General features: G+C 50.2%; 25 protein-coding genes. 8 read left to right on the top strand and 17 right to left on the bottom strand.

What is annotated here, in order from left to right; all coding sequences use genetic code 11:
• Positions 1-29: 29 nt before the first annotated feature.
• Entirely contained in the window at positions 30-299 is a 270-nt protein-coding gene (locus BN2762_RS16725) for a hypothetical protein (protein WP_055108049.1), read from the bottom strand.
• Between the two features lie 141 nt (positions 300-440).
• On the opposite strand from BN2762_RS16725, the gene BN2762_RS16720 reads away from it, so the two are divergent.
• Entirely contained in the window at positions 441-1,838 is a 1,398-nt protein-coding gene (locus BN2762_RS16720; RefSeq protein ID WP_392391578.1) for a TrkH family potassium uptake protein, read from the top strand.
• 110 nt (positions 1,839-1,948) lie between these two features.
• Positions 1,949-3,181 carry an aminopeptidase gene (locus tag BN2762_RS16715; RefSeq protein WP_055108047.1) on the top strand — a complete coding sequence of 411 codons (1,233 nt, stop codon included), beginning with the start codon at positions 1,949-1,951 and terminating at the stop codon, positions 3,179-3,181.
• 102 nt (positions 3,182-3,283) lie between these two features.
• Here BN2762_RS16715 and BN2762_RS16710 read toward each other — a convergent pair whose 3' ends face one another.
• Together BN2762_RS16710 and BN2762_RS16705 are read right to left on the bottom strand one after the other, a co-directional pair.
• Complete coding sequence (locus BN2762_RS16710; RefSeq protein WP_230202528.1) at positions 3,284-3,514, bottom strand: hypothetical protein; 231 nt, start codon at positions 3,512-3,514, stop codon at positions 3,284-3,286.
• An 18-nt stretch (positions 3,515-3,532) separates the two neighbouring features.
• Positions 3,533-4,723 carry an MFS transporter gene (locus tag BN2762_RS16705; RefSeq protein WP_055108045.1) on the bottom strand — a complete coding sequence of 397 codons (1,191 nt, stop codon included), beginning with the start codon at positions 4,721-4,723 and terminating at the stop codon, positions 3,533-3,535.
• 237 nt (positions 4,724-4,960) lie between these two features.
• Here BN2762_RS16705 and BN2762_RS16700 point away from each other — a divergent pair, with 237 nt between their 5' ends.
• Complete coding sequence (locus BN2762_RS16700) at positions 4,961-5,575, top strand: RNA polymerase sigma factor (RefSeq protein ID WP_055108044.1); 615 nt, start codon at positions 4,961-4,963, stop codon at positions 5,573-5,575.
• Positions 5,520-6,374, top strand: coding sequence for a DUF4367 domain-containing protein (locus tag BN2762_RS16695; protein ID WP_222861090.1), 855 nt, complete (start codon positions 5,520-5,522; stop codon positions 6,372-6,374). The genes BN2762_RS16700 and BN2762_RS16695 overlap by 56 nt, the downstream gene beginning before the upstream one ends.
• Before the next feature lie 50 nt (positions 6,375-6,424).
• Here the strand turns inward: BN2762_RS16695 and BN2762_RS16690 are convergent, their stop codons facing one another.
• The 3 genes from BN2762_RS16690 to BN2762_RS16680 all read right to left on the bottom strand — a co-directional run bounded on the left by BN2762_RS16690 (position 6,425) and on the right by BN2762_RS16680 (position 9,062).
• A complete protein-coding gene (locus BN2762_RS16690; RefSeq protein WP_187386546.1) occupies positions 6,425-7,708 on the bottom strand; it encodes a hemolysin family protein in 1,284 nt (427 codons plus the stop codon).
• 402 nt (positions 7,709-8,110) lie between these two features.
• Positions 8,111-8,587 (bottom strand): spore coat protein GerQ, encoded by a 477-nt coding sequence (gerQ, locus tag BN2762_RS16685; RefSeq protein ID WP_083484969.1) that lies wholly within the window; start codon positions 8,585-8,587, stop codon positions 8,111-8,113.
• Positions 8,588-8,639: 52 nt separating this feature from the next.
• Entirely contained in the window at positions 8,640-9,062 is a 423-nt protein-coding gene (locus BN2762_RS16680) for a cell wall hydrolase (RefSeq protein ID WP_055108041.1), read from the bottom strand.
• A 285-nt stretch (positions 9,063-9,347) separates the two neighbouring features.
• Between BN2762_RS16680 and BN2762_RS16675 the strand changes: the two genes are divergently transcribed.
• Complete coding sequence (locus tag BN2762_RS16675) at positions 9,348-10,676, top strand: FAD-dependent oxidoreductase (RefSeq protein WP_055108040.1); 1,329 nt, start codon at positions 9,348-9,350, stop codon at positions 10,674-10,676.
• Positions 10,677-10,766: 90 nt separating this feature from the next.
• On the opposite strand, the gene BN2762_RS16670 is transcribed toward BN2762_RS16675, so the two are convergent.
• The 4 genes from BN2762_RS16670 to BN2762_RS16655 form a co-directional block, all read right to left on the bottom strand.
• The gene (locus BN2762_RS16670; RefSeq protein ID WP_055108039.1) at positions 10,767-11,186 is read right to left on the bottom strand and encodes a DUF2500 domain-containing protein; all 420 of its coding nucleotides are present in this window, start codon (positions 11,184-11,186) and stop codon (positions 10,767-10,769) included.
• Positions 11,187-11,389: 203 nt separating this feature from the next.
• Positions 11,390-11,581 (bottom strand): hypothetical protein, encoded by a 192-nt coding sequence (locus BN2762_RS16665; protein ID WP_055108038.1) that lies wholly within the window; start codon positions 11,579-11,581, stop codon positions 11,390-11,392.
• A 183-nt stretch (positions 11,582-11,764) separates the two neighbouring features.
• A complete protein-coding gene (locus tag BN2762_RS16660; RefSeq protein WP_055108037.1) occupies positions 11,765-13,048 on the bottom strand; it encodes a WD40/YVTN/BNR-like repeat-containing protein in 1,284 nt (427 codons plus the stop codon).
• Positions 13,049-13,136: 88 nt separating this feature from the next.
• Positions 13,137-14,003: a polysaccharide deacetylase family protein gene (locus BN2762_RS16655; RefSeq protein WP_230202527.1), complete on the bottom strand. Its 867-nt coding sequence runs from the start codon at positions 14,001-14,003 to the stop codon at positions 13,137-13,139.
• Positions 14,004-14,431: 428 nt separating this feature from the next.
• On the opposite strand from BN2762_RS16655, the gene BN2762_RS16650 reads away from it, so the two are divergent.
• Positions 14,432-15,358: an L-lactate dehydrogenase gene (locus BN2762_RS16650; protein ID WP_055108035.1), complete on the top strand. Its 927-nt coding sequence runs from the start codon at positions 14,432-14,434 to the stop codon at positions 15,356-15,358.
• A gap of 183 nt (positions 15,359-15,541) precedes the next feature.
• On the opposite strand, the gene BN2762_RS16645 is transcribed toward BN2762_RS16650, so the two are convergent.
• Positions 15,542-16,630, bottom strand: a complete 1,089-nt coding sequence (locus tag BN2762_RS16645) for a DUF3900 domain-containing protein (protein WP_055108034.1) — start codon at positions 16,628-16,630, stop codon at positions 15,542-15,544.
• Between the two features lie 424 nt (positions 16,631-17,054).
• Between BN2762_RS16645 and xerS the strand changes: the two genes are divergently transcribed.
• Positions 17,055-18,143, top strand: coding sequence for a tyrosine recombinase XerS (xerS, locus tag BN2762_RS16640; RefSeq protein WP_055108033.1), 1,089 nt, complete (start codon positions 17,055-17,057; stop codon positions 18,141-18,143).
• Positions 18,144-18,201: 58 nt separating this feature from the next.
• Here xerS and mobB read toward each other — a convergent pair whose 3' ends face one another.
• The 5 genes from mobB to BN2762_RS16615 form a co-directional block, all read right to left on the bottom strand.
• The gene (gene mobB, locus BN2762_RS16635; protein ID WP_055108032.1) at positions 18,202-18,729 is read right to left on the bottom strand and encodes a molybdopterin-guanine dinucleotide biosynthesis protein B; all 528 of its coding nucleotides are present in this window, start codon (positions 18,727-18,729) and stop codon (positions 18,202-18,204) included.
• Positions 18,730-18,771: 42 nt separating this feature from the next.
• Entirely contained in the window at positions 18,772-20,046 is a 1,275-nt protein-coding gene (locus BN2762_RS16630) for a molybdopterin molybdotransferase MoeA (protein ID WP_055108031.1), read from the bottom strand.
• A 154-nt stretch (positions 20,047-20,200) separates the two neighbouring features.
• Entirely contained in the window at positions 20,201-20,533 is a 333-nt protein-coding gene (gene lpdD, locus BN2762_RS16625) for a prenylated flavin chaperone LpdD (RefSeq protein ID WP_055108030.1), read from the bottom strand.
• Positions 20,534-21,466: a dihydroorotate dehydrogenase gene (locus BN2762_RS16620; RefSeq protein WP_055108029.1), complete on the bottom strand. Its 933-nt coding sequence runs from the start codon at positions 21,464-21,466 to the stop codon at positions 20,534-20,536.
• Positions 21,463-22,158 (bottom strand): dihydroorotate dehydrogenase electron transfer subunit, encoded by a 696-nt coding sequence (locus BN2762_RS16615; RefSeq protein WP_055108028.1) that lies wholly within the window; start codon positions 22,156-22,158, stop codon positions 21,463-21,465. Before BN2762_RS16615 ends, BN2762_RS16620 begins: the two co-directional genes overlap by 4 nt.
• Positions 22,159-22,345: 187 nt before the next feature.
• Here BN2762_RS16615 and BN2762_RS16610 point away from each other — a divergent pair, with 187 nt between their 5' ends.
• The gene (locus BN2762_RS16610) at positions 22,346-23,161 is read left to right on the top strand and encodes a polysaccharide deacetylase family protein (RefSeq protein ID WP_055108027.1); all 816 of its coding nucleotides are present in this window, start codon (positions 22,346-22,348) and stop codon (positions 23,159-23,161) included.
• A 9-nt stretch (positions 23,162-23,170) separates the two neighbouring features.
• Here the strand turns inward: BN2762_RS16610 and BN2762_RS16605 are convergent, their stop codons facing one another.
• The gene (locus BN2762_RS16605; RefSeq protein ID WP_055108026.1) at positions 23,171-24,271 is read right to left on the bottom strand and encodes a hypothetical protein; all 1,101 of its coding nucleotides are present in this window, start codon (positions 24,269-24,271) and stop codon (positions 23,171-23,173) included.
• Positions 24,272-24,282 lie beyond the last annotated feature (11 nt).

Below are 24,282 nucleotides of genomic sequence, written 5' to 3'. Positions count from 1 at the left end.
TCTCAATGTATAACGCCGCCAGGACATACTCATTCAGAAGGCAGCGTCTCCCACGCGGCATCCAGTAGCCGGTCAAACCATTCGTCATCCTCTTCGATCCGCTCATCCACGAGCAGAAATTGCTCCTCGATCCCCGGTTCGTCCGCATAATGCAGGCTATAGTCCCAATCATTGCCCTTCTTGCTGAAGAACGTAATTTCATAGTTAGCTTTATGCGACGGAACCTGAAAAACCGTCCTGCCTATGTAGGTCCCGTCCTCTTGTCTTTGCATATCCGCCTTGATGATGCTCAGCTCCATTTGACGTCTCTCCTCTGCTCTACGAATTTTATTTTGTTTACGGATAACGGTGTAAATTTTTAGAGAATTGCTCTATAATCGGTATACCTGCGGCAAGCAGTTAACCCTGATCCTATGCAGCTTTACATATCGTAACATGTTTTGGATCAAATTCAAGAAGTCAATATTGAGGTGCATTCTAAAGTGCTTAAGCGCAAAAAAAAGCAGGATTCCTTATCTCCAGCCAAAGTATTAACCTTCGGCTTCGCTATCATCATTGTAATGGGTACGTTTCTGCTGTCACTGGGCCCAGCCTCCGCGAGCGGACAGAAGCTGGGCCTGATTGACGCGTTCTTCATGGCCACGTCAGCCGTCTGCGTCACCGGCCTAGTCGTCGTCGATCCAGCCACCCAGTTTTCGCTATTCGGTGAGATTACTTTAATCATACTTGCCCAAATCGGCGGCCTTGGCTTCATGACGATGGGAACGATGATCGCTCTCGCCTTCAACCGGCGCATTTCGCTGCGCGACCGCCTGGTGCTTCAGGAGGCCATGAAGCAGAATACGATGGAGGGACTTGTGTCCTTAATCCGGCGCGTTACGATTTATTCGGTAGTTATTGAATCGGCCGGAGCCCTCCTGCTCGCCGCCAGGTGGTCTTTCGATATGCCGCTGCGGCAAGCGATCTATTATGGAGTATTTCACAGCATTTCGATATTTAACAATGCGGGCTTCGATTTGTTCGGCACGGTTCATGGTCCTTACAGCGGATTATCCGCTTACGTCAGCGACCCCTTTGTCAATATCGTCACGATCATATTGATCATTCTAGGCGGGATCGGCTTCATCGTGCTGTCGGATTTGCTGTCATTCCGGGCAACGCGAAGGCTAACCCTGCATTCCAAAGTAGTGCTGACCGTCTCGGGAATTCTGATCGTCGCCGGCGCGGTGTTGATCTATGTAATGGAGGTATTTAAATCCCCTGCTTTTCAGGAATTATCGCTCATGGATCAAATCTTCGCTTCGGTATTCCACTCGGTCAGTGCGCGTTCCGGCGGAGTATCAACCCTCAACGTGGCTGAGATGCAGCAATCCACGCAGTTTCTGCTCCTGCTGCTCATGTTCATCGGGGCGGCCCCCGGCTCGACGGGCGGCGGCATCAAGGTTACTGTCTTTGCAATCCTGATCGGAGCGATGTACGCGATGCTGCGGGGAAAAGAAGATATCGTATTCTTCCGCAAGCGGCTCTCGAAGGTATCCATACTCCGGGCAATCACGCAGACATGGCTGGCTCTGTTCCTGGTGATTCTCACGGCAATGATCCTGTCGGCCGTTGAAGACCGCGCCTTCCTGGCCCTTCTCTTTGAGACGACGTCGGCATTCGCCACCTCGGGTCTAAGTCTGGACGTCACGACGAAGCTGACGGATTTCAGCAAGGTTGTACTCACACTGGTTATGTTTCTGGGCCGAATCGGCCCGCTAACGCTCGCTTACGCTATAACCCCAAAATCGCGAAAGGAACTGTTCCGCTATCCGGAGGGGGATTTTATTATCGGCTAAGGATGCAATTCATGTCTAAGAAGCGTGTTCTTTTTGGATACCCTTTCCGATTCGTAGTACAATATATAAATAGCTAAAATTTCTAAGACACTAATGGAGGAGTTATGAGTATGGCTAATTTCGAACAGAAATTGCAGAAATATGCGGAGCTGGCGGTAAAGATCGGGGTTCAAATCCAAAAAGGGCAGAATCTGATCATCAACGCCACCCTGGATTCCGCCGAATTGGTGCGGCTGATCGTGAAGGAGGCTTATAACGAAGGGGCCCGCTTCGTGAAGGTCAACTGGAGCGACGATACCGTGACCCGTTTGCGTTATGATCTGGCTGCAGACGAATCGTTCCTCGATGAGCCAAAATGGTATGCCGGGGAAATGCTGGAATATGTCGAGAATGATGCAGCAGTACTGCATGTCATCTCCTCAGATCCAGACCTGCTGAACGGGGTTGCGCCGGAGCGCCTGACCAATCATCAGAAGACTTATTCCAAAGCGATGAGCAAATACCGCCAGCTGCAAATGGCTAATTATTTCACCTGGTCGATCGTTGCAGTCCCTTCTAAAGCCTGGGCTGCCAAGGTGTTCCCGGATCTCCCGGAAGACCAGCAGGTTAATGCTCTATGGGAAGCGATTTTCCGCACAGTGCGCGTCGATCAGCCTGACCCGGTCGCTGCCTGGAAGGAGCATATCGCGAACCTGAGCCAGAAAGCGGAATATCTCAATAACAAGAGGTTCCAGAAGCTGCACTATGTCGCTCCCGGGACCGATTTGACGATCGAGCTTCCGGCGGACCACCTATGGGTGGCTGCAGAGAGTGATAACGACAAGGGCGTCAGCTTCCTGGCGAATATGCCTACGGAGGAGGTTTTCACCGCTCCGCTGAAGACCGGTGTAAACGGCACGGTATCCAGCACGAAGCCGCTTAGCTATAGCGGGAACATTATAGATCGCTTCTCCCTGACCTTCGAGAACGGCAAAATTGTTGACTATAAGGCAGAGAAAGGCGAGGCTACGTTAAAGCAGCTTATTGAGATGGACGAAGGTTCGAGATATTTGGGGGAAGTGGCGCTTGTACCGCACAACTCCCCGATTTCCCAATCCGGATTGCTGTTCTACAACACCTTGTTTGACGAGAACGCCTCCAATCACCTGGCCATCGGCGTAGGCTATGCCTTTACATTGAATGGGGGTACCACCATGTCGCAGGAGCAGCTCCGGGAAGCGGGCATTAACCAAAGCCTTATTCATGTGGACTTCATGATCGGATCTGCAGAAATGGATATTTACGGCATTTCAGCCAACGGGGAGAAGGAGCAGATTTTCTCCAAAGGCAACTGGGCGATCTAATCTCAGGAATAGACAAAAACAAGAGCCAAGCGGACGCGGATCTTCGCGCCGACTTGGCTCTTCGTTTACTTCTCCCTCCAATCAAGCTCGCTCAATTTAGGCTCAATTGAGAATCATTACGAACAATGCGGTAATGATTATAATCGATAAGGCGTACATGGCCGTCAGCCCCACCATATATTTCTTCGTCCGCTTATCGTAATTCGGATTGCCCGCCCGATTCTGTCTTGACATTCCCACCAGGAGCGTACCTACTGCAGCAATGATTACCATAACGATAATAACAACATACATCCAGTTCAAATTAGCTCCCCCTTCTTCGTCTTCTCCCATTTGATTATGGCAAAAGTATCAGGCTTCGGCAATACGCTTTGCGCGAAACCGTTCAATCACGATCGCGGTAATGCTGAGTACTAATAATAGTCCGACGAATGCGGACAGCATCCAGGCTGACGTATCCGCCCCGGCGGCATCCATGCTCTTGCCCATGGCCAGCGGCAAAGCAGCTCCCCCAGTTCCGCCCGCGGCGATCAGAATACTTGGTGTAGATTTCTCCGCGCCCGGCAGCAGCTTGCTGGCGAACACCAGGGCAATGGAGAACAGCCCGGACATGAACAGCCCGAACAGCGATATCAGCACGAACATGATGGATAGCTGCCCGGTTATGGAGAATAGCGATATCAGCACAAGGCTGGCCGCACAGCTCCACAGCACATAGCGGCTGTAGGAGATCCGCTCCGCAATGATGCCGCAGAACAAGCGGCCAATCGTCATAGCAAGCCAGAACAAAGTCACGCTGAATGCAGCCGTTGATTTCTCGGTTCCCAGCTTCTCAATGAGCAAGGAAGGGAGGAAGTTCACGAAGCTCATTTCCGTTCCAACGTATAGGAAGAAGAACAGGGTGAATACGGCAAGCAGCAGGCCGCGGACCCCCTTATATTGGGCCAGCAGCGACCCTTTCTTCTCCCGCTTCGCCTCTTTCGCGTTCAACAATCCGTTTAATTCGCCGAAATCGCTCTTCAACCAGGCGAGCAGCATCAGCATTGCCGATAGGGCGATGAACAGGAAGGAGAAGCGCCACATCTCCGTACGAATCAGCCAGCCCGCAATCAGCGGCATAACCAGGGCGCCAACGCCGAAGAACACCTCGAGCTTGCTCATCGCCACCGCAGTCCCTTCCTTAACGGCAACGATAATGAGCGTTCCGATGACGGCCTCGATCATCCCGAAGCCAAATCCGGCCACTGTCCCGACAACATACATCAGCTCCCACGGGAGCAGTAAGGTATAGCATACTTCCGCCAGGCAGAGCATTCCTGTCGCAATGATCAGCCCCGTTCTTTTGCCAAAATTGGATATAAGCAGCGGCGACACCAGCACTCCCACCAAAAATCCCGCAAACTGCGCGAAAATGAGGCTTCCCCCCGCCGTGTATTCTTTACCATAGTGTTCAAGAAGGTTAGGCATAATCGATCCGACGACGACATGCGCCAGACCGATCAGCAGATACGCCCAACATCCCATCCATATTAGCCGTTTCATGTTAATGCAAAGCTCCTCTCCTGATGTGTCTGTATTTGATATGTAGGACAACAACCTACTCCATTGTAGATGAAAGTCACGATGGCGTCACCCCCCTGGAAGAAGCGGAAAACAATTGCAATCTAACGCAAGGCTTCAGGGTAACAGGCAAAAGATTCCTCTATAGGCAAAAATCATGTAGAATGCTTAGTAGGTGTTTATGAATTATCGTTACGGGGAACTGGAGAGGAGAAAATCATGTCGGAACGCCTTAAGTGGTTGCTCGCCGCTGATTTTTACGACTTGGCAGAGACCGTTCAGGAAGAGATTTACTATGCTTTCTACGATCTTGTCTACGGCTCTGTTTATTATATAGTGAAGGATCACCAAACCAGTGAAGACATCATACAGGAAGCCTTCCTTAAAGTCGTGGAGAACAAGCCTGCCTTCGATAGCGAGGCCGGAATGAAATCCTGGCTCAAAGTCGTTACGCGCAACACGGCCATCAATTTTTTAAGAAAAAGTAAAAAGTACCGTAACCATTTGGATACGGACAGTGTTTATATAGAAATGGATCCGTTTATAAATTCCAGCGGCTCCGTCGAACAGATGGTGGAGACGAAACTGATGGAAGAAGCTATCATCGAGTATTTGCATAAGCTAAAGCCGGAATATCGCCTGCTGATAGAGTATCGCTGGAAGCTGGGCCTGGGCTACCGGGAAATCGCCGAAAGGCTGCAGATCAGCGAGGATGTCGTCAGGCAGCGGCTGTACCGTACCCGGGAAGGTATCAAAAAAATGCTGTTTAAAGAGTGGGGTGATCAAATTGAAGCGAAGCCATCCCCGCGCTCCCGGATATCCCGCGGAGTTTAACGATTGGTTTGATGATGCTTTTGAGGAGGCCGCCCAGAAACTGCCTCTATATACGGATGCTTATAAGCAGCAATCCTGGGGCAGAATTCAGCCCCGGCTTAAGAAGCGGGCCAAACGCCGGAATAGATGGGCATGGCTGCGCCGTTTCGAGGTAATCGCCTTGATTGCTGTATTTGTCTTGTTCACAGCGGTATTGTTTACGCCGCCGCTTGTGACGGAGGCGGTCTCTCCCATCTATCAGGAATTGAGAAATTGGGGGAACGGAATGAGCCAGATCATTTTTGGCAACGGACGCAAAGCGGAGCCTGGCAGCGTAACGTACGCCCAGAACTCTGCGAATGACGAAAGGAGCTTGAAGGAACAGCTCTGTCCGAAGGCATTTCCTGTGTCCATGAAAACGCAGCTGGGCGAGTTGCGGGACAGCCTCCCTTTCCCCCTGCCTAGAATCACTTACCTGCCGGAGGGCTATGTGTTTAATTCGGCTGAATTAATCCCCAGTCAAGCCCTCGTCACGAATCCGGAAGAGAACAGCCCGGCCGCAGGCGTATATCTATTGTTCGAGAGCAGGAGCGGAGAGCAATTAACCATGATGTTCAGGACCCTTAGGGAGGATGAGATCATCCGGATGCCCTATGAGGAGAATATCGAGACGCTTACGCTGGATAACGGAACAGTGGCTTATTATACCCCTGGGAAGACAGCCCAAATTACCTTTATGATCGAAGATATTTACTTTATGGCTGCCGGTCAGCTGGGCAAGAGTCAACTGCTCGGGATTGCAAATGGTCTGGATATATAAGAAGGGTGCCCCCGAATGGGCACCCTTCTTGAGCTTCATTATCATCTATGCTACGCGCCTGCTCCTTCCAGCGGGATAAGCTCCTGCTTGACGAGCTTCACGCGCGATATTCTCTTGTTGTCGGTTTGTTCCACAATATATGAATATCCGCCGAATTCCACGGACTGCCCAACCTGCGGCGGCAGAACCTGGATCCTGGAATACAGCCAGCCTCCGATCGTATCGTAATCATCGGAATCCAGCTCAAAGCCGAATCTGTCGTTTACCGCCTCGATCAGCATGAGCCCGTCGATGGAATAAGCGTTCTCGCCAATTTGTTCGATGCCGGGCCGTTCCTCGTCGAATTCATCCTGAATTTCGCCGACGATTTCCTCGACGATATCCTCAAGCGTTACGAGTCCCGACGTTCCGCCGTATTCATCGATCAGTATGGCGATTTGCGTCTTGTTGCGCTGCATGCGCTTCATCAAGTCGCTGATCGGTGTTGATTCGGGCACCGCCATGATCGGACGCAGCAGATCCAGATAATTTGCGGAATTCGAACGTATCAAATCTTTTATATGAATAAATCCGATCACGTGATCCTTATCGTTGGCACATACCGGATAACGTGTGCGTGTTCCTTCTAAAGCGATTTCTAAGTTCTCATGCAGAGTATTCTGGGTATACAAACAAATCATTTCGGTACGGGGTATCATGATCTCTCGTGCTGTAGTATCCGCGAATTCAAAGATGTTGTCGACGAGCGACATCTCGGTACTGTCAATCAAGCCGCTCTCGCTGCTCTCCTTCATCATTACCCTGATTTCTTCCTCGGTGTGGGCCGAATCGTGCTGCTCTTTAAGCGGCTCAATGCCAAATATGCGAAGCAGTCCGTTCGACAAGCCGTTCAGTACCCAGATCATCGGATACATCAAACGATAGAACACTTGCATGGGGCGCGCCGACAGCAGCGTAACTTTCTCTGCATTGCGCACAGCTACGGTCTTGGGGGCCAGCTCCCCTAAAACGATGTGCAGCACGGCGATCAGCAAAAACGCAGTAGCTAGCGATATGGTGTAAGCAGCCGTACTCCCTATTCCCGTGAGCTGAAAGAGCGGATTCAGCAGACGTGCCACAACCGGCTCGCCAAGCCACCCCAGACCGAGAGAGCTGAGCGTAATTCCTAGCTGACAAGCGGACAAATAGCCGTCCAGCCGGCTCATGAGCCCTTTTGCTGTCATTGCGCTCTTCTTCCCCTCCTCGATCAAGGCATCGATACGGCCTGCGCGAACCTTCACGATCGCAAATTCGGCCGATACGAAAAATCCGTTAAGCAGAACTAATATAATCATAAGTCCCACATGATAAATACTCGGTAAAGGGTCAGTCAATACGTTTCCTATTCCCGCTGATTCAAGCGGAGAACAGGTGCACCTCCTTCGCGGTTTGAATTAATTTTGACTGTGGCAGGTTCATGACCTTTTACATCTAATTATATTATTATACACTACACAGTCAAACGGCACGGTATGACAACAGACAAGAGTAAAGGTCTAATTTATTTTGTTTTCCACAGAAAGTTGCACTTGTTACAGCCGGGCATGGCTTTTGCTGGCTTTTCCTAGCGATTCGGCTCCTGCAAGCCGGCTTGTGCCCGGCAATAGCCCCTACAAATCAGCAAGGCTGCCCTTTTCCTGCAAAGGCAGCCTTGCTTGTTATTGAAGCTGTACCGGATATAGACAGCCTCACCCGTATTATCTTGGCGGATTTCCGATCGTTCCCGGATATTGATAGGCGAGCGGCTCATCGAAGGTTGCGTAGTCGAAATTCACCATAAGCAGAATTGTACGGACTCCCGTTGCCGGATCGCTGATTATAATATGGTCGCGGCCCGCGGCTTCGAGCACTCCTTTGAACACCTTGGCGTTCCATTCGGAGTTGTTCTCGTAGGTCATGTAAAAGGTGCCTACCTTGCCCAAGTTCAAACGAAGGATGTTCTCGATGTAGGATTGCTCGAACTGAGGGATTGCCGTAGGCACAACCGTTCCCGTCGCCGTCATCGGACTGCCGCTCGGCACCTGAGGCGGATAGGCTGCACCCGTCTGAGCCGGATATGGAGCCGTGCCTCCTTGGGCTGGATATGAAGCCGGCTGACCGCCTCCGCCGCCATAGGCTCCGGCTGGACTGCTGCCGATTTTATAGCTGACGGGCCGATAGTTTGGATTGAACATAAATATAGACCTCCTCTAAGTCGATATGATTTTTTATGGGAGCAGGCTCCCGTCAAAATACGGATGGACAATTCTCAAAAGTCGGCGTAAAGAAGCAGTGGGATTTGAATCTTCCTGTGTTCTGCTGATTGTACCAGGTCCCCGGGCATTCTCCGGCAGGCCTGAAGAACCACAAAGCGTTGCTCGCCGGCCAAATCCGTTCACCGTTAATCACCCTTTGCGCCAGGCGTATGTCAGAATTGCGCGCCCTTTGATAGAAATAGCCCCTTTGCGTCGCTTCAAATCCGCCCGGCGACTGAAATACCATTTGATCCATGCTGCGGATGCCCCTGAAGTCCAGACAGTTGCCGAGAATCCGGTTAACGCCTACGTTTCCAACCATCAGCATGCCCTGCTCTCCTTCCCCCTCCGCCTCGGCGCGCATCAGCCTTGCCAGCAGCTTGACATCCTCGGAGTTTGTTTTTATGACAGCCAATTGGCTTTCCTCCTTCAATCTCTAATGAACGATATATCCTATGTGCATTCGCCTATATTTGTGCCTGGTTTTTTATCGATCGCCATGTCAAGCCCGCTATGCCGGGAGCTTAGGTGAATACGATTTCATTTTTGAACAAATCGTGTCTATTTCTATGGACGCGCTTACATGAATAGCATATACTAGTAATGAATCCATGCCTCGATCATCGAAATCATCCGGGGCAGAATTGTTGCGAGAAGCGGGGGCATATCCGCTTCACAAAACGAACGGGAGGTACGACTAATGAGAATCGCGATTGTTGGCGGTGGACTTGCTGGGTTAACGGCCGCTGCTTATCTGTCCGACAGTCCGGGCATACAGGGAACATTGTTCGAGCGTAGCCCACAGTTGGGGGGAAGAGCCTTTACTTATGAGAAATCAGGTTTTACGTTAAACTACGGAGCACATGCAGTTTATGGCATTGACAGACATACGCTTCTGGATATGGAGAACGAGCTTAATCTTCGCTTTCATAGCAAACAGGTAGACAAACGAAACGTTGTGTATGCGAAGAATGGGCAGCTTACTCCGGCTCCGCTTGATTTCGTTAATATTATGAAGACCGGAGTGCTGACGGCAATGGAGAAAATCCGTTTCGTTGCCGAAGTCGCCGCAGTCATCACTAATATTCACCAGCTGAAGAATTATCCGACCTTGGGCGAGTATTTGGACAAATTCAATGCCTCCTCCGATGTCAAAGAGCTGTGGGAGCATTTGGTCAGCTCTAATTTTTTTATCACTCCGGAAGAGGCAAGACGAGTATCCGGCGAAGTAATCGCCGAGTACTATCATAATTTGTTCCTCTCCCAGAAGCCCGTGAATTACATTCTCGGCAGCTGGTCGACGATCACGAATCAGCTTGTCGATAAAATTTCGCGGAACCCGGATTGGGAAATTGCCTGCAAAGAGCCTGTAGAATCGATTGCTATGGAAAACAACAAATTCATACTGAACACCAAAACTCGCGAATCATTAGTCTTCGATCAGGTTATCTTCGCTATGCCGGTACAGCAGGTTGCCAAGCTGCTCGAATCAACGCCATGGGGACCGGCGCTGGAGCCTTACAAGAACAATACATCAACTGAGGTGCTTGTATACGATGTGGGCTTCTCCAAGGTCATCAATCGTCCCTTCCACTATATCAGCGATATGAACAATAAGCTGTTCATCAGCGACGTCTCGGCGACGGATCATACTATTGTACCGGAGGGCGGTCAACTGCTTCAGGGCATTGCTTATTTAAATGACGACTTCGCGGATGAAGACCAGAAGAAGCAGTATCTGGAGAGCAAGACGCAGCAGATGGAAGCGCTGTTTGACACTTACTATCCAGGTTGGCGCGACAATACAGCCGTCAAGCGCGTATCCAAGAAGGCCATGGTCGCCAGCGTGAAGAATATCCATTCCAATAAGCTGCTGCCTAATCAGCTCGATCAGGTTCCGTTCTACTTCTGCGGCGACGGCTGCGAGGGCAAGGGCGAGCTGGCGGAGCGCGCGTTCTCTAGCGGCCGCAAGGTTGCCCAGGATATTCTGGCCAATACAGCCAAAGTTAAAGCGTTATCCTATTCATGAGAGTACAAATACGAAAAAGCTGCCTTTGCGGGCAGCTCTTTTTATTTTCATAAGGTACCGACCAGGCACCCGGTCATTATCAGCGGCTATTCAATAATTTCTCCTGTAATCACGAAATCCTTCATCGATATTCAGGGACGATTTGGCCAGACGCTCGAATCCCAAATAACGGTTCCCTTGAAAAGATAACTTGCCCCGATCTCCTTCCGCACATTGTCCATACTCATATCCGCTCACTGGAAATTCCAAGCGGTCTCCGCTCTCGACCTCAAACGTTATGTAGTATTTGCTGTCCGACTGACTGACTGACGTCTCCGTATTATGGCGATGAGAAACCTCGGTACGTTTGCCTACGATAACTGTTTGGACCGTGAGCAGCGGCTGTTTGGAGTTCAATACGTAACGCAGTATTCCCCGGCCTACAGAAATGAGAATGATCCCTAGGATGATAATGAAGAAAATAGGAAGCGCAGTATTCATGACGCTGAACATTTCCACCCAAGCTTGCATCCTTCTCCCTCCCTTACATTCACGCCGGTAAAAACACATATGAAATGGTTCTTTGGTCATCCCTGTTCTTCACTTCTATGTATATGCCATGGGGAGTGAAACTTGTCATAGCCCGGATCATAATTTCCATGCTAAAAACAACATAACCTCCGGTTCTAAATCCCTGAACCGAAGGTTATGTTGACCCTGCCCTGAATATGGGACTATGCATAGTAGAATTGCAGCAATTGACGAGTCTCCTCCGCCCCGGCTGCTTCTGCCTCCTCCTCGTACAATCCGTTTTCCGCCCAACAGGCCTTGCAAGCTTCTTCTGTGGTGCACAGATGAGCATCCTCGCAATTGTAGCAAAATTGGAGCAGGTTGCGGGTCACTTGGTCTTGTTTATTCGTGTTCATCTCAATCACTCCTATAGGATTCAAGTAGGTGAAGTGAAGCATTGTTCCTTCTGAGTAAAATATATCACAATCAGCCGTATTATTTTGTGATTATTTTCACAAATAAAATAAATAATCTCATTTTCAAAAAAGAATGAGCCATCTACTCCCATCCTTCCAGGAGTAAATGGCTCTTGCATTTAGCTATAGTACCCGCCAGCTGATACCTCCATCTAAGGTCTGCAGCAGTAGAGAGCGCTTCTGGTTGCTTTGAGCCGCAAGCAGCCAGCCCACCTGATCGCTCGAGAATTCCAGCTTAACGATCTCTGGATACTCCGCCAGAATCTCGGTCAGAACCTTGCTCTCCGGCAGCGCCGTCCAGCTCTTGCCCTGATCCAAAGTATGATATATCTGCGACTGGAAGTACAGCCAGCCCTCCCCGCTACTTATAAAAGAAGGAGGCAGCGATTCGTTCAACCCGCTCTGCCAGAAAGATTCAAAAGGCGCCAGGCGCCAGGAAGCTCCATTATCAGCCGTGTAATAACCATTGAATTTCGTGCTGCCCTCCTTCACGCAACCAATGGGAATCCAGCCGCTTAAAGTTTCATTGGCGAAAAATTGCAGTTCGCCCGCTACAAACCTCTCACAGGATTTATATTTGGCAGTGGAGAAGAACTCCTTGATCTCGGACCAGCTGACGCCGCCGTTATCGGTAACATATAGCTTGGGAATGCCCGAGTTGATCATACTGACGTAACCGTGCAGCCGGTCGCGGAATACCATCGAAATCTCGCTCCCAGTGCTTGGAAGCATATGGTCTTGCGATGCGTCCGCCATAGACGGGCTGCTCATGATTTTGGACCAGGTCGCTCCTCCGTCCTGCGTCTGGTACAACGACTTCTCCTCTTTGTCCGGATACGATCTGGCCGCCAATATCCAGCCATGAGTGTGATCCGCGAAATAGATCGCCTCCACTTTATCCGAGCCCGGCAGCGAAGCGATCTTCCAGGTCGCTCCTCCATCCTGGGTACGCAGTACGATGGCATCGCTTGAGCCGACCGGGTTCCGGACGATCCAGCCATGCGATGCATCGATAAAGAAGATATCCCGATTATATTTCGGATGGTATGGAAATTGGACCGAGGCGGCCGGTGATATGCTTGTCCATGTCTTGCCGCTGTTCTGGGTCAGATACAGCCGCAGCTCGCTGCGCGTTGATCCCCAGGCAATGCCTGCGCTTTCGCTGAGAAGATGGAAATCCGTAAGCCTGGTCTGGATTTGATACCGCTTCCCCTCTTCCATATTCACGGACTTATTGGCGGATGTCGGCTCCGCCAGCGCTTCAGGGTTCTCGATCGTAATGACCTGCCCTTCCTCGGCGGCTTCCTCCTGAACCGGGGGTGCCACCTCGCTTGGCTTGGAGGAGCACCCTGTGATAAGCAGGCAGGAAATCAGCACTGCTCCGGTTAATTTGCACCATAAGCTCAAATATCAGCACCTCACTTACCAGTTGAACCTGCAGATCAATTATATCATACAGGAGAATCGCAGATTAATAGCTTCCTAAGAGGCGTGCCTACAAGCGCTGATCGTCCGCAAAATTCACGGAAAAGTGCTGCTCCGGCTTATAGACCGCGAAGGCATATCCTTTATTGGTTAAATACTCAATGATCTGCGGCAGAACCTCAACGGTCTGTTTCTTCTCATGCAGCAAAATCACTTCCACATCCCGGTGCGTCTGGCTCTTGATTTCCTGCATGACTTTATCCGGATGGTTCGTGTATTTCCAATCCTTGGAGTCAATGGTCCAATCCCACATCTTAAACCCTGCTTTGACGATGTCGTTCCGAAATTCCTTGCCGATTTGCGGCATACTGCCATAAGGTGCCCGAATGAGCCATGGAGCGGTTCCTGTAATCTCCTCTACCATGCCCTGCACTTTACTGAATTCCTTGAGGAACTTGGCGGAGCTGCCGCTTTTGTACAATATATTCTTATCGTGGGTCATGCTATGTAAACCGATGTAGTTTCCTTGCTCAGAAGCGGCCTTAAGGGAGTCTTCACGGCCCTTGATCTGGCTGCCGATCACGAAGAAAGTAGCATGAATGCCGTGCTCGTTCAGAATAGCTACAATATCATCGGTATATTTGCTTGGCCCGTCATCAAAAGTCAGGTAGACCACTTTAGGTACACTGGCTTTCGAATCCTTAGCAGGCTTGGTCGCGTTAGCCGAGGAGTCTGCCTGGCTTTCCGGCTCTTGGCTGTTCTCGGGGAGTGCGTCTTTTGCCTCAGAATCGCTTCCAGACGCTGAAGGTGCATCAGTCTGCTGTTCTTGTTCACTCTCTCCAGGTATGATTCCCTGCTCCGTGTTCTTCTCGTTGCCGCCGTTCAATTTAGGGATAACGACAGATGCGGTATTCATCCCGGCGGATCGTACGTTCATATGCTCTGACGCAGCGATTGCGGACATAATTATCGCAATTGAGGATAATACTAGGGCAAGAAAGATGATCGGCTTTCTCAACCTTCTTCTCGACTTTTTTCGAGTCTTTCTCCTAGGCTCAAGCTGCTTGTTGTTCGACATCATCATGATTATCACCATTTCCCTCTCTCTATGTGTATTACTAGAATAATATAAAACGAGGGGTTTCGTCCTTACAGAAAGGTTACCCTATGGTTACAAAGTTCTCATTAAAATCTGTGAAAAATCTCAGAAAATAGCAAAATATCATTATGCTTGTTGAAAACTCCCGAAATAATGCTTAAAATTCAATAGTTTAAACTTTTGAGAATTTACTTTCATTTCTAATCGATTCATGTACAATGAAGAAGGTTAATACATACCGCCATAGCTTAGAAGGAGATGATGAGTTGACTACACAATTACGATCCAGCCGGGTTGTTATTATCGGCACAGGAGCTGTAGGCGCTACCACCGCCTATACATTACTGCTGCGTGAACGGGTATCCGAATTGGTGTTAATCGATGCGAACAAAGACAGAGCGCTCGGAGAGGCGCTGGACATGAACCATGGCCTCCCCTTTACCGGCGGCGTCAAGCTATGGGCTGGCGACTACAGCGATTGCAAGGACGCGGATATTATCATTATCGCGGCCGGCGCGTCCCAAGCCCCGGGAGAGACGCGTATCGATCTGTTAAAGCGTAATGCCGGCATTTTCGACACGATTATCAAAAATATTGTAAAATACAACAACCACGGAATTATTCTCGTTGCGACTAATCCGGTAGATATTCTGGCTTACGTATCGCTCAAGAAGAGCGGATTCCCTTCCCACCGCGTGATCGGTTCCGGTACACTGCTCGACAGTGCGCGCTTCCGCTATTTGATCGGCCAGGCCAAGCAAATCAATCCGCGCAGTATCCATGCGCATATCATCGGCGAGCACGGAGACACGGAGGTTCCTCTCTGGAGCCTGGCCAATGTGGCCGGCATCGATTTGGAATTCACGGAGGAGGAACGCACCCATATTTTCAACAGCACCAAAAATGCAGCCTATGAGATCATTAATGCCAAAGGCGCTACCTTCTACGCGATCGCTCTGGCACTCGACCGGATCGTCACCTCCATTCTTCAGGACGATGGCTCCGTACTAAACGTATCCACGCTGCTTCAGGATTATAACGGCGTATCCGATATCTATCTGGGCGTGCCAAGCATCGTTGACCGGACAGGTGTCCGCGAGGTGCTCGACTTGAAGCTGAGCGGTGAGGAATTGGAGAAATTCCAGCACTCGGCCAATAAGCTGAAATCCGAAATCAAAAAATTAGATCTATAATACGACAAACCTGGGGTTCTACAGCCTCAGGTTTGTTTTTTATTTCGGGATTGCTTTATTCATATATATTTAATGACATTAAAAATATGAGAAATACAAGCAAGGAAAGCCAAAATAGCTTTACGCCCGTTTAATTAATGACATTAACAATATAAATTGATTAACGATATTAATTGTTTTGAATCAAAACGGAACCTCATCGTCATCCACCTTTTTCTCGGCAATTCGCTTCGCTACAACCTCAAACGGCTCTGGCTGAAGCAGCTCTACTGGAGAAAATGCTTTATCAAACAGAAAGGAATCTCCTTCAAGAATGACCGCATAACGCCCGTCTAACTGAGCGATATGAATCTGGTCCCCAAAATCAGCCAGGCGCCCTTTGACCAGCGTATCGCCTATTCTGAATTTCAGCTCGATTTCCGGCTTGATTTCCACAATGCGCTCGGCAGCCTCTACGACCTGCTCTGGCTCCCATTTCGCCTGGATATCCCTTTTCTCGCTTGCAGCCCACAGCTCCAGCTCTTTCTCGATCTGCTGCCGCTCTTCTTCGTTCTCATCCGGCCATTTCGTCTCGACAAAGGTGTGGACAAACTCCATGACCTGCTCGTTGACGATCTCCGGGATAGACATCTCATAGCTTACGAATTTAAGGAAATCCTCAAAATATCGCGCATGGGACGACTGATGGATCTTCAGCTCCCATTCATCGACCATGCCTTCCTCCAGCATGTAGGGATATTGAATGGATTTCATATTCCGGGCACTGATCGCCATTTCGACCTGGCTTATCAAGCTCTGCTCATCCGATATTCGGGCGATTTTCTGCTCGAAATCGCATTTCAATACGAAAATAAAAGGATCGTCCGAATATTTCGGCAAGGTTGCCTGTACGATAATCAGCGCACCGCCGCGGACCGAGCTCGTATCCAGGTAGCTGCGCACGAGATCGTCGCATGCATTCTTGAAATCCTCCTTATTGTCAGCCCCTCGCAATCGGGCAAACATATTGAAGTTCGGATTGCTGTCGAGCTCATGGCCAGGCTCCACGATAAAGCGGCCGATTTTGGTCGGCGCCTGTTCGGCTGCCGGATTCTTCTCTACCTTCCGTTTGGCGATCCGCGCAAATTCCCCGTCCAGGAACAGCTTGATTTCACTGTCCATGTATTCATACCCGTCCAGCGTTTGATAATGCTTGTACGAGTTGGATGCTTGTCCTTCCTTCCCTTCCACCTGAAGTACGAAAAAGGATAAATACATTACGCTAAAATTCATGAAGTAAGGCCCCTTCTTTTTTATAAAAATAATAGAATATATAAATTGTGAGCATTGCTAAGTGATAGAATCACAAAAAAACTACTGCTAATGGCAGCAGACTGTTTATCAGGAAATATGGATGATGTGTTTTTATTATAACATGAGGATGGCATCTTTACCTTTTAAACCTTCATAGTTGATAGAATGTTATATATGTTGGATTTGAGAGAAGCAGCTAGAGCGCGTCGAAGCTAATGATTTTACTATTGTGAATTTTTCATGTATTGTATTTTTCATTTATATGCTTTTTTAGGCTCTTCATTTGATTTCGCGTTTTTGACCTGCTTTCAGCCTGAGGGCTTTTGCCCCTATGGCTGGCGGCAGCCCGGTCATGGTTTATGCTACAATAAAAGCATCACCGTTTGAATCGGAGGTACGCCGTATGAATATTCAAAAAGCAATCGATCGGAAAAAGCTGGACGAGAGAGTTGTTCATATGCCTTGGTTCGTGCAGCAATTTATTGATTATAAGCTTCCTGACCTCTCCCCCTCCACCTTGCTGGAGTACATCCGGGACTATGAAGCATTCTTTAGCTGGCTGCGCGCGGAGGGGCTCTCATCCGCACAGTCGAATGCCGAAATTACGCTGCTGGATTTGGAGACGCTCCGCATGGAGAGCATCGTAGGCTTTCGCTTGTATTTGACGACGCGGATCGAAGGGGCCAACTCCAAAATTACCGTCTCCCGCAAAATGTCTTCGCTTCGTTCTCTCTTCCACTATTTGAGCCAAATTGCGGAGGACGAGGATTTCTATCCCCTGCTCAAACGCAATATTATGGCCAAGGTTGAAATCAAACGAATACATAAGCCCAAGGATACCGCTGCTAAGCTCAAGGGAAAGCTGCTGGAGGACGACGAGCTGCTGGAATTCATCGGGTATATTCGCGAGGGCTATGGAGCAGACGTGCATAATAATAAACAAGCTTTATATGCCCACGAGCTGAATAAGGAAAGGGACGCCTGCATCGCCAGCCTGATCCTGAACTCCGGGCTTCGCGTCTCGGAGGTGGTTAACCTGAATGTCGATGATCTGGATTTAGCCAACAAAATCATTTATGTATTCCGGAAGGGCAACAATGATGAGACCTTTAAGACCCCCGTCTATTTCCGCGAGCAGTCCAAGGATGAGCTAATCGAGTATCTGGAGCTGCGCCAGACGCGATATAACACGCCAAAACGGGAAAAGGCGCTGTTCGTTGCCCTTCCCAATGGCCAGAAGGAAGGCAAGCGGATGACGAAGCGGGCCATTCAAGCCATGATCATTAAATATGCAAAGCGCTTCGGCAAGCCTTATTTAACCGTTCATAAGCTGCGGCATTCCTTCGCGACCGACTACTACTTGCAGAATGATATTTACAAGACAAAGGAACAGCTGGGACATGCCTCGACCGAGACAACGGAAGTATATGCGCATCTTACGGACAAAACGATGTCCGAAGCGATCGAGCGGCGGGCCAGCTCGGATACTTAGTCGATCTGGTTGAGTAACGCAAAATCCCCTTCGGGTACGCCCGAAGGGGATTGCTTGCTCATTCTTCCAACGACAAAATCGACACGATGATGAGCTTGGCTATTTCTTCAACGTCATCTATATGATAGCAAGGCAAATCCGATCCGGCGAGAATGCCTCCCGTTCCGTCATTATCGAGACAGCCCTCCGCCTCCTGCCTGAACACAGCGGCCCGGACTTCCGTCAGCTCCTGCAGCAGTGGAAGATCCGCCTTATCGCGAATCAGAACGATTTTCGGGTAAGTCTCCTGCTTAAACCCTTCTACAATCGTCATGTCATAATCTTCGAAATGCTTGACCAGCTCGCGAAGCCTTGTCTCCCGCTCCTCAATAATCGCCGTGCGCCAGGGAGAAGTAATTGCCGTTGCGACTGCGCCGGCGCGGCGATGGCGAAACGTATCGGTACTCACGCGATCCGCCTCGAATCCATGAACATCATGCTTAATGACCGCGACTCTTAAATTCATGGCGTTCAGGATTTGCAGCAGCTTGCCAATCAGCGTCGTTTTTCCGCTGTTTTTATAACCTACGATTTGAATTACCGGCATGGTATCCTCTCCCCTCTCAGGAAAAATCCAAAGTAAGCCCAGCTAGAGCCTGCATCCGGGCAGAAGAAGAACATCAACCAGCTCTCCGGCCTTTACGCCCGCATTTGTCGGGGGGATCACGATAAGAACATCGCTGTCTTTAATCGTAATCATGACGCTGGATTCATCCAGTGCGGCAGGATAAGCCACGAGCCGCCCATCCTCAAACGCCAGGCTGCCCCGAACGAACCGGGTATAGTTATTGACTTTGGCATACGTCCTGCCCAGCACCGCTTGAGCTCGGGGCAGGAATGGCTCCTGCAGCCCCAGCATCGTGCCGATAAATGGACGGACGAACAGCTCGCAGCCAACAAAACAGGCCCCCGGATTACCGGAGAGGGCAAACAGCAGCTTGCCCTCTTTAACGGCTGCTGTCGTGACACTCCCCGGACGCATCGTCACCTTATTGAACAGCAATTCGAGCGACTCTTCGCGAACCAGCTCGGCCATGATATCATAATCACCGACGGACACGCCTCCGGTCGTGATGACGATATCATACTCGGCAAAGGCCTTCTCCACACGCTGCCTCGCCTTCTGCAAATCATCCTCGATGGCCTCAAGCATATATGGCTCCCCGCCTGCTTCACGTACTTGCTGAACGAGCATGTAGGTGTTGCTGTTGCGGATTCTGCCGTCCTGAAGGGGCGCATCAATGGCGAGCAGCTCGGAGCCGGTCGAGAAGATGGCTACTCTCGGCTTCCTGGCCACCGGCACCTGATGGATGCCGAATGTAGCGAGCACCGACAGTTCTCCGGCGCCGATTCGCCGACCCTTCTCCATGAACAGCTCCCCCGCGGCCAGCTCGAATCCGGCCGGAGTGATATTCCTGCCGGCCTCTACCTCCCGTTTGATGCGTATATACCGTCTGCCCTCCTGCTCAAAGGCTTCGGTCATTTCCAGCATAATGACGGAATCAGCCTCATCCGGCACCTTAGCCCCGGTCATGATGCGCGCAGCCATGCCCCGTTCCACCTCGGCCGATGGTAGGCTGCCGCAGGGAATATCGTCAACGACCTCTAATTGGACAGGCCGGTCACTATCGCAGCCTTTCGTATCCAAGCTATGTATGGCATAGCCGTCCATCCCTGAGCGGCGAAAATGAGGAAACGGATGCGGGGCATTCACATCGCGGGCGAGAATACGACCTGCTGCCTCCAGTATGGGAACCAGCTCCATTTCGCCGGGACGGGCACAGGCCAATACTCTGGCCTGCGCCTCGGGAACATTAAGCGCATTGCGCCGGAATTTATCTTCTTCGCTCTTCTTCCTTAACATCAGTCCATTCCTCCATCCATGCTATCCAGCAATAAGCTCATGTTATCCATGTTACAGCTTACTTCCCTCAGGAATCAATGTGCAGGACGAAAAAGAGCAGCGCTGGAAGGCCTGCTCTATTTATTAACCTGGTGGGCTGCTCTTTCAAACCTTCTTAACCGTGCGCCGCCCGAGTCAAATAATCGTCCACCAGCGCCGCAGCCTTCAAGGAAACGGCCCCGATTTCATCCCGGCCGAGCTGCTCATAATGAATTCCCATGATGAGCGTGACTGTCCGTTCAAGCGCTGCGGCGGCCCGCAGCGCCAGCGCTTCGCTTAATAAATGCTCCTTATGCCCCGGAACGGCACAGGTATGCACCCGCACTTGCCCATCCACCCAATAAGCCGTGGAGGAGGCGCCGATATGCCGCTCGCCGCCGGACACGAGAAGCAGCACATCCCGGCCCAGGACGATTTCCTGCAGCGACAGATCCGCAAAGCGCCCCATCTATACGATCCCCCTTATTTCATCCAGCGAGCCGATCTTCTCCTGCTCCATGAAGGTTCGCAGCTCATCAACCAGCTGCTTCCCTGCCCGCAAATCCACGAAGTTATGCGTGCCTACCTGAACAGCCGTCGCGCCGGCCATCACGTACTCGACGATATCCTCGGCGCCTCGTATTCCCCCCATCCCCATCACCGGAATGGAGACAGCCTTGCTCACCTGATGAACCATGCGCAGCGCGATCGGCTTGATGGCAGGTCCCGACAGGCCGGCGTACAAGTTGTCAAACACACTCCGCCGTTGATAAATATCAATTTTCATCGCTGAAAATGTATTAACGAGCGACACCGCATCAGCCCCCTCCATCTCGCACATCGCGGCCATCCCTACAAGATCCTCCGCATTCGGCGACAGCTTGACCATCAACGGCAGCGTCGTTGACCGGCGGATTTCCCGGACGACCTCGCGGGCTACCTCCGTCTTGATGCCATAGGCCAATCCGCCGGCTTTAACGTTTGGACAGGAAATGTTCAGCTCGATCATATCTACCGCCTTGGCTCCCCGCCGTTCGCGCAGACGGTTGTCCTCATCAATCAATCTAGCCCCTTCAACATAATCTTCTATTGTATTGCCGCCCAAATTCGCAATGCGTACGAGATCCAGCTTCTCCCACCGAGGGCATTCGTCTCGCAAAAACGCCTCTACCCCTGGATTTTCAAGTCCAACGCTATTCATCATGCCTGAGGGTGTCTCATATACCCGAATTCCGTCGTTCCCATCCTTCGGATACAGAGTCAGTCCTTTGCCGGATATGCCGCCAAGCTGATTAATGTCGTACAGCTTGCTGTACTCCTGGCCAAATCCAAATGTGCCCGAGGCCATAACAACCGGATTCTTAAATGTAATGCCTGCGATCATACATGTCGTATTGATCATCCGAACACCACCTCCTCGGCAAGAAAGACTGGTCCATCACTGCAGGCTTTCCGCCGTTGATCGATGCATTTGACACTGCATACAAGGCAGGCGCCAATACCGCAGGCCATGCGGTTTTCCAGCGAGACATACACATTGGCCTGGCTAGCCGACTCCAGCTTCTTGCGCTGAACGGCCTGGAGCATGGGCTCGGGGCCACAGGCTACGATATGGTCATAGACACAGAAATTCACCTCGTCTAGAATAATGCCCCCAACATTGACAACGACCTTTCCGCTTGTCGCCGCCTTAAATTCTTCGACCAAATATGGCTCTCTGCTAAACCCCAGATATACGTCTGCCTGACGATACGCTCCAAGAGCGTAAAACAACGGAGCAATGCCGATGCCGCCGCCAACGAGAGCTATTCTGCCTTCTGCCTCGGGAAAGCCGTTGCCGAATGGTCCTTCCAGATGGAGCTCATCTCCGGGCTTCAAAAGGCTAAAGCGTTCCGTTCCTTCACCTGCGACATGATAAAGAAATTCAATTTTTCCTTCCGTACGGTTAAAAATACTGAGCGGCCTGGAGAGCAACGGATAGTTGTCCCACGCCCGAACCATATAGAACTGCCCCATTCTGCCAGGATAACTGCCAGAAGCCTGTATCCTGAATATTCCAGGGGCCACTTCGATATTGGCTATCACCTCTGCCATGTCCCTCACCTCTCCAGTTTGATGATTTAACAATAAACCTCACTTTCTCGCTTCATTTAAGATGCTATTTTTAAGCTGTCAAGTCTGTGATTATTATCACAATACATTAAAAATTAGCTTTCATAATCTGCGCATGGAGTGGGCATACCATTAAATACACCATAAGGTCAAAGGAGATGGTTATCCCATGTTGAATCTGGTCCATGCCGCCTTTACGCTCACCCTTCTCGCTTCCTTGTTAAGCGGACAAGCTGTTGAAGCGGTGAATTTCAATATGCTCTTAAGTAGCGCGGCAAAAGCAGTCCGATTCACAAGCATCACAACAGAAACAAAGTCAAGCAACCCTCCATCTCTTGGCGAGCTGCGGCGTAAATATTCGGAAACCTTCAAATTCAGCGGTCCGCGCGTCAAACAGATTGCTCTCACCTTCGATGATGTTCCTGATCCGCGATTTACGCCTCAAGTGCTGGACATATTAAAAATACATGGGATAAAAGCGACATTTTTCGTCGTTGGACACCGAGTGGAGAAACATCCCGATCTTTTGAAACGGATATATCGCGAAGGCCATCAAATCGGAAACCACTCTTACTCTCATCCCCTATTCAAAAATAAGTCCGTAAACGAGTTCCAACGCGAGATTCTACAAACAGAAAGGATCATCTACCAAACGATCGGCATCAAGCCTCGTTACATACGGCCACCTTATGGGGAAATAAATGAAGCCCAGCTAAAGTGGGCTAAAAAGGAAGGGTATCGCATTATCAACTGGAATGTGGATTCACTAGACTGGAAAGGATTAAATAAGGATAAAGTCAAACAAAATATATTAAAGTCTGTCGGCCCAGGCTCCATCGTGCTTCAACATGCCGGTGGAGGCCATGGCTCTGATTTGACAGGAACAATTAAAGCGCTCCCCGAAATTATCCTGTCACTGAAAAAGCGAGGATATCAATTCGTCACCGTTCCCGAACTGCTGCAAGCCGGCAAGCCGAGCAAATAATTATTGTTGCTACCGGCTTGCAGCATGATTACGCATAATTTGAATATATTTGTCCAACAACGCTGCATCCGCTGCTTTTCCAAGCAAATATGGTTTGTTTGTGAGAATACCGTTCTTGGCGTGCTGCAATACAGCGATCGCCTGCTCCGCATTCCCTTTGCGGCAGTAACGAAGCGCTTCGATTTTAGGGGTGAGGATGGTCAGCATGGCAGGATGGCGAACTGTCGTTTTATCCGGCACGGTCCCGATATCTCCACCTGTTGCCAGCTTGGCAAACGAGTATGATAAAAGAAGCTCCTGTTTCATTGCACCCGTTAAACGGTCTTGCTCGATCCATGGCTGCAGCAGTTCAACGGTTTTTTGAAACCTTTCATTCATTGTCTGCCATGCAGCGACGAAATAGAGCAAATTCATGATCATGTCGAGTTCATAACGATCATTGCACTGAAGCCGCGCTTCCCTATGCAGTTCCTCCTCCAGCTCGATGAAAATCCCCTGCGGATGGCGATCAATCCCCTCCTTATCCGCCGCAAATGCGTACTTGTGTGAGAGCTTAAACAAAGCGTAAAACAGTCTGCCGGAACGACCATTTCGCCGCAGTAACCGAATGCCAAGTCCATCGCTATAAGCTCCGCCCTCCGCCTTCAAGGGAACAATCGCCACAAGGCCAAAAGCAAAGTGAAACAACACAAGCAATAACCACGGCATACTGCCAGTCGCTGCATACAAAGCGCACCCCGTCACCACGATCGCCAAATTAGCCAGGCTTCCGCCTGCCAAATACCAAACAAGCCTATGGCGATCCGTTTCATATTCACTAAACTTCACCTGCATAGCGCACTGCCCCCAGTTGCTTGAAGAATTCAAAGCGATGGTCAGCTTGCCCTTTTCCTTAGTGAAACGCACCGGGCCGATAATCAAAAAGCGAAACGAATATCCAAGCCATCGACCGATAACAAGATGACCCAGCTCATGAATCAAAAGAGCCGAATAAAGCATAAGAAATAACGTTAACAGAATTAAAATGTACTTCCCCCATCCGCCAAGCAGCGTGAGGGCTGCCATAATTAGAATGCCTATCACCGCAATTATGATTCCAATCCGCTTCATGTGAGCAGCCT

Origin of the sequence: Paenibacillus ihumii, assembly GCF_001403875.1 — a bacterium.
Classification (GTDB): Bacteria; Bacillota; Bacilli; order Paenibacillales; family Paenibacillaceae; genus Fontibacillus; species Fontibacillus ihumii.
The sequence above is the reverse complement of the archived record's forward strand: the minus strand, read 5'-3'. Positions and strand labels throughout refer to the sequence as shown.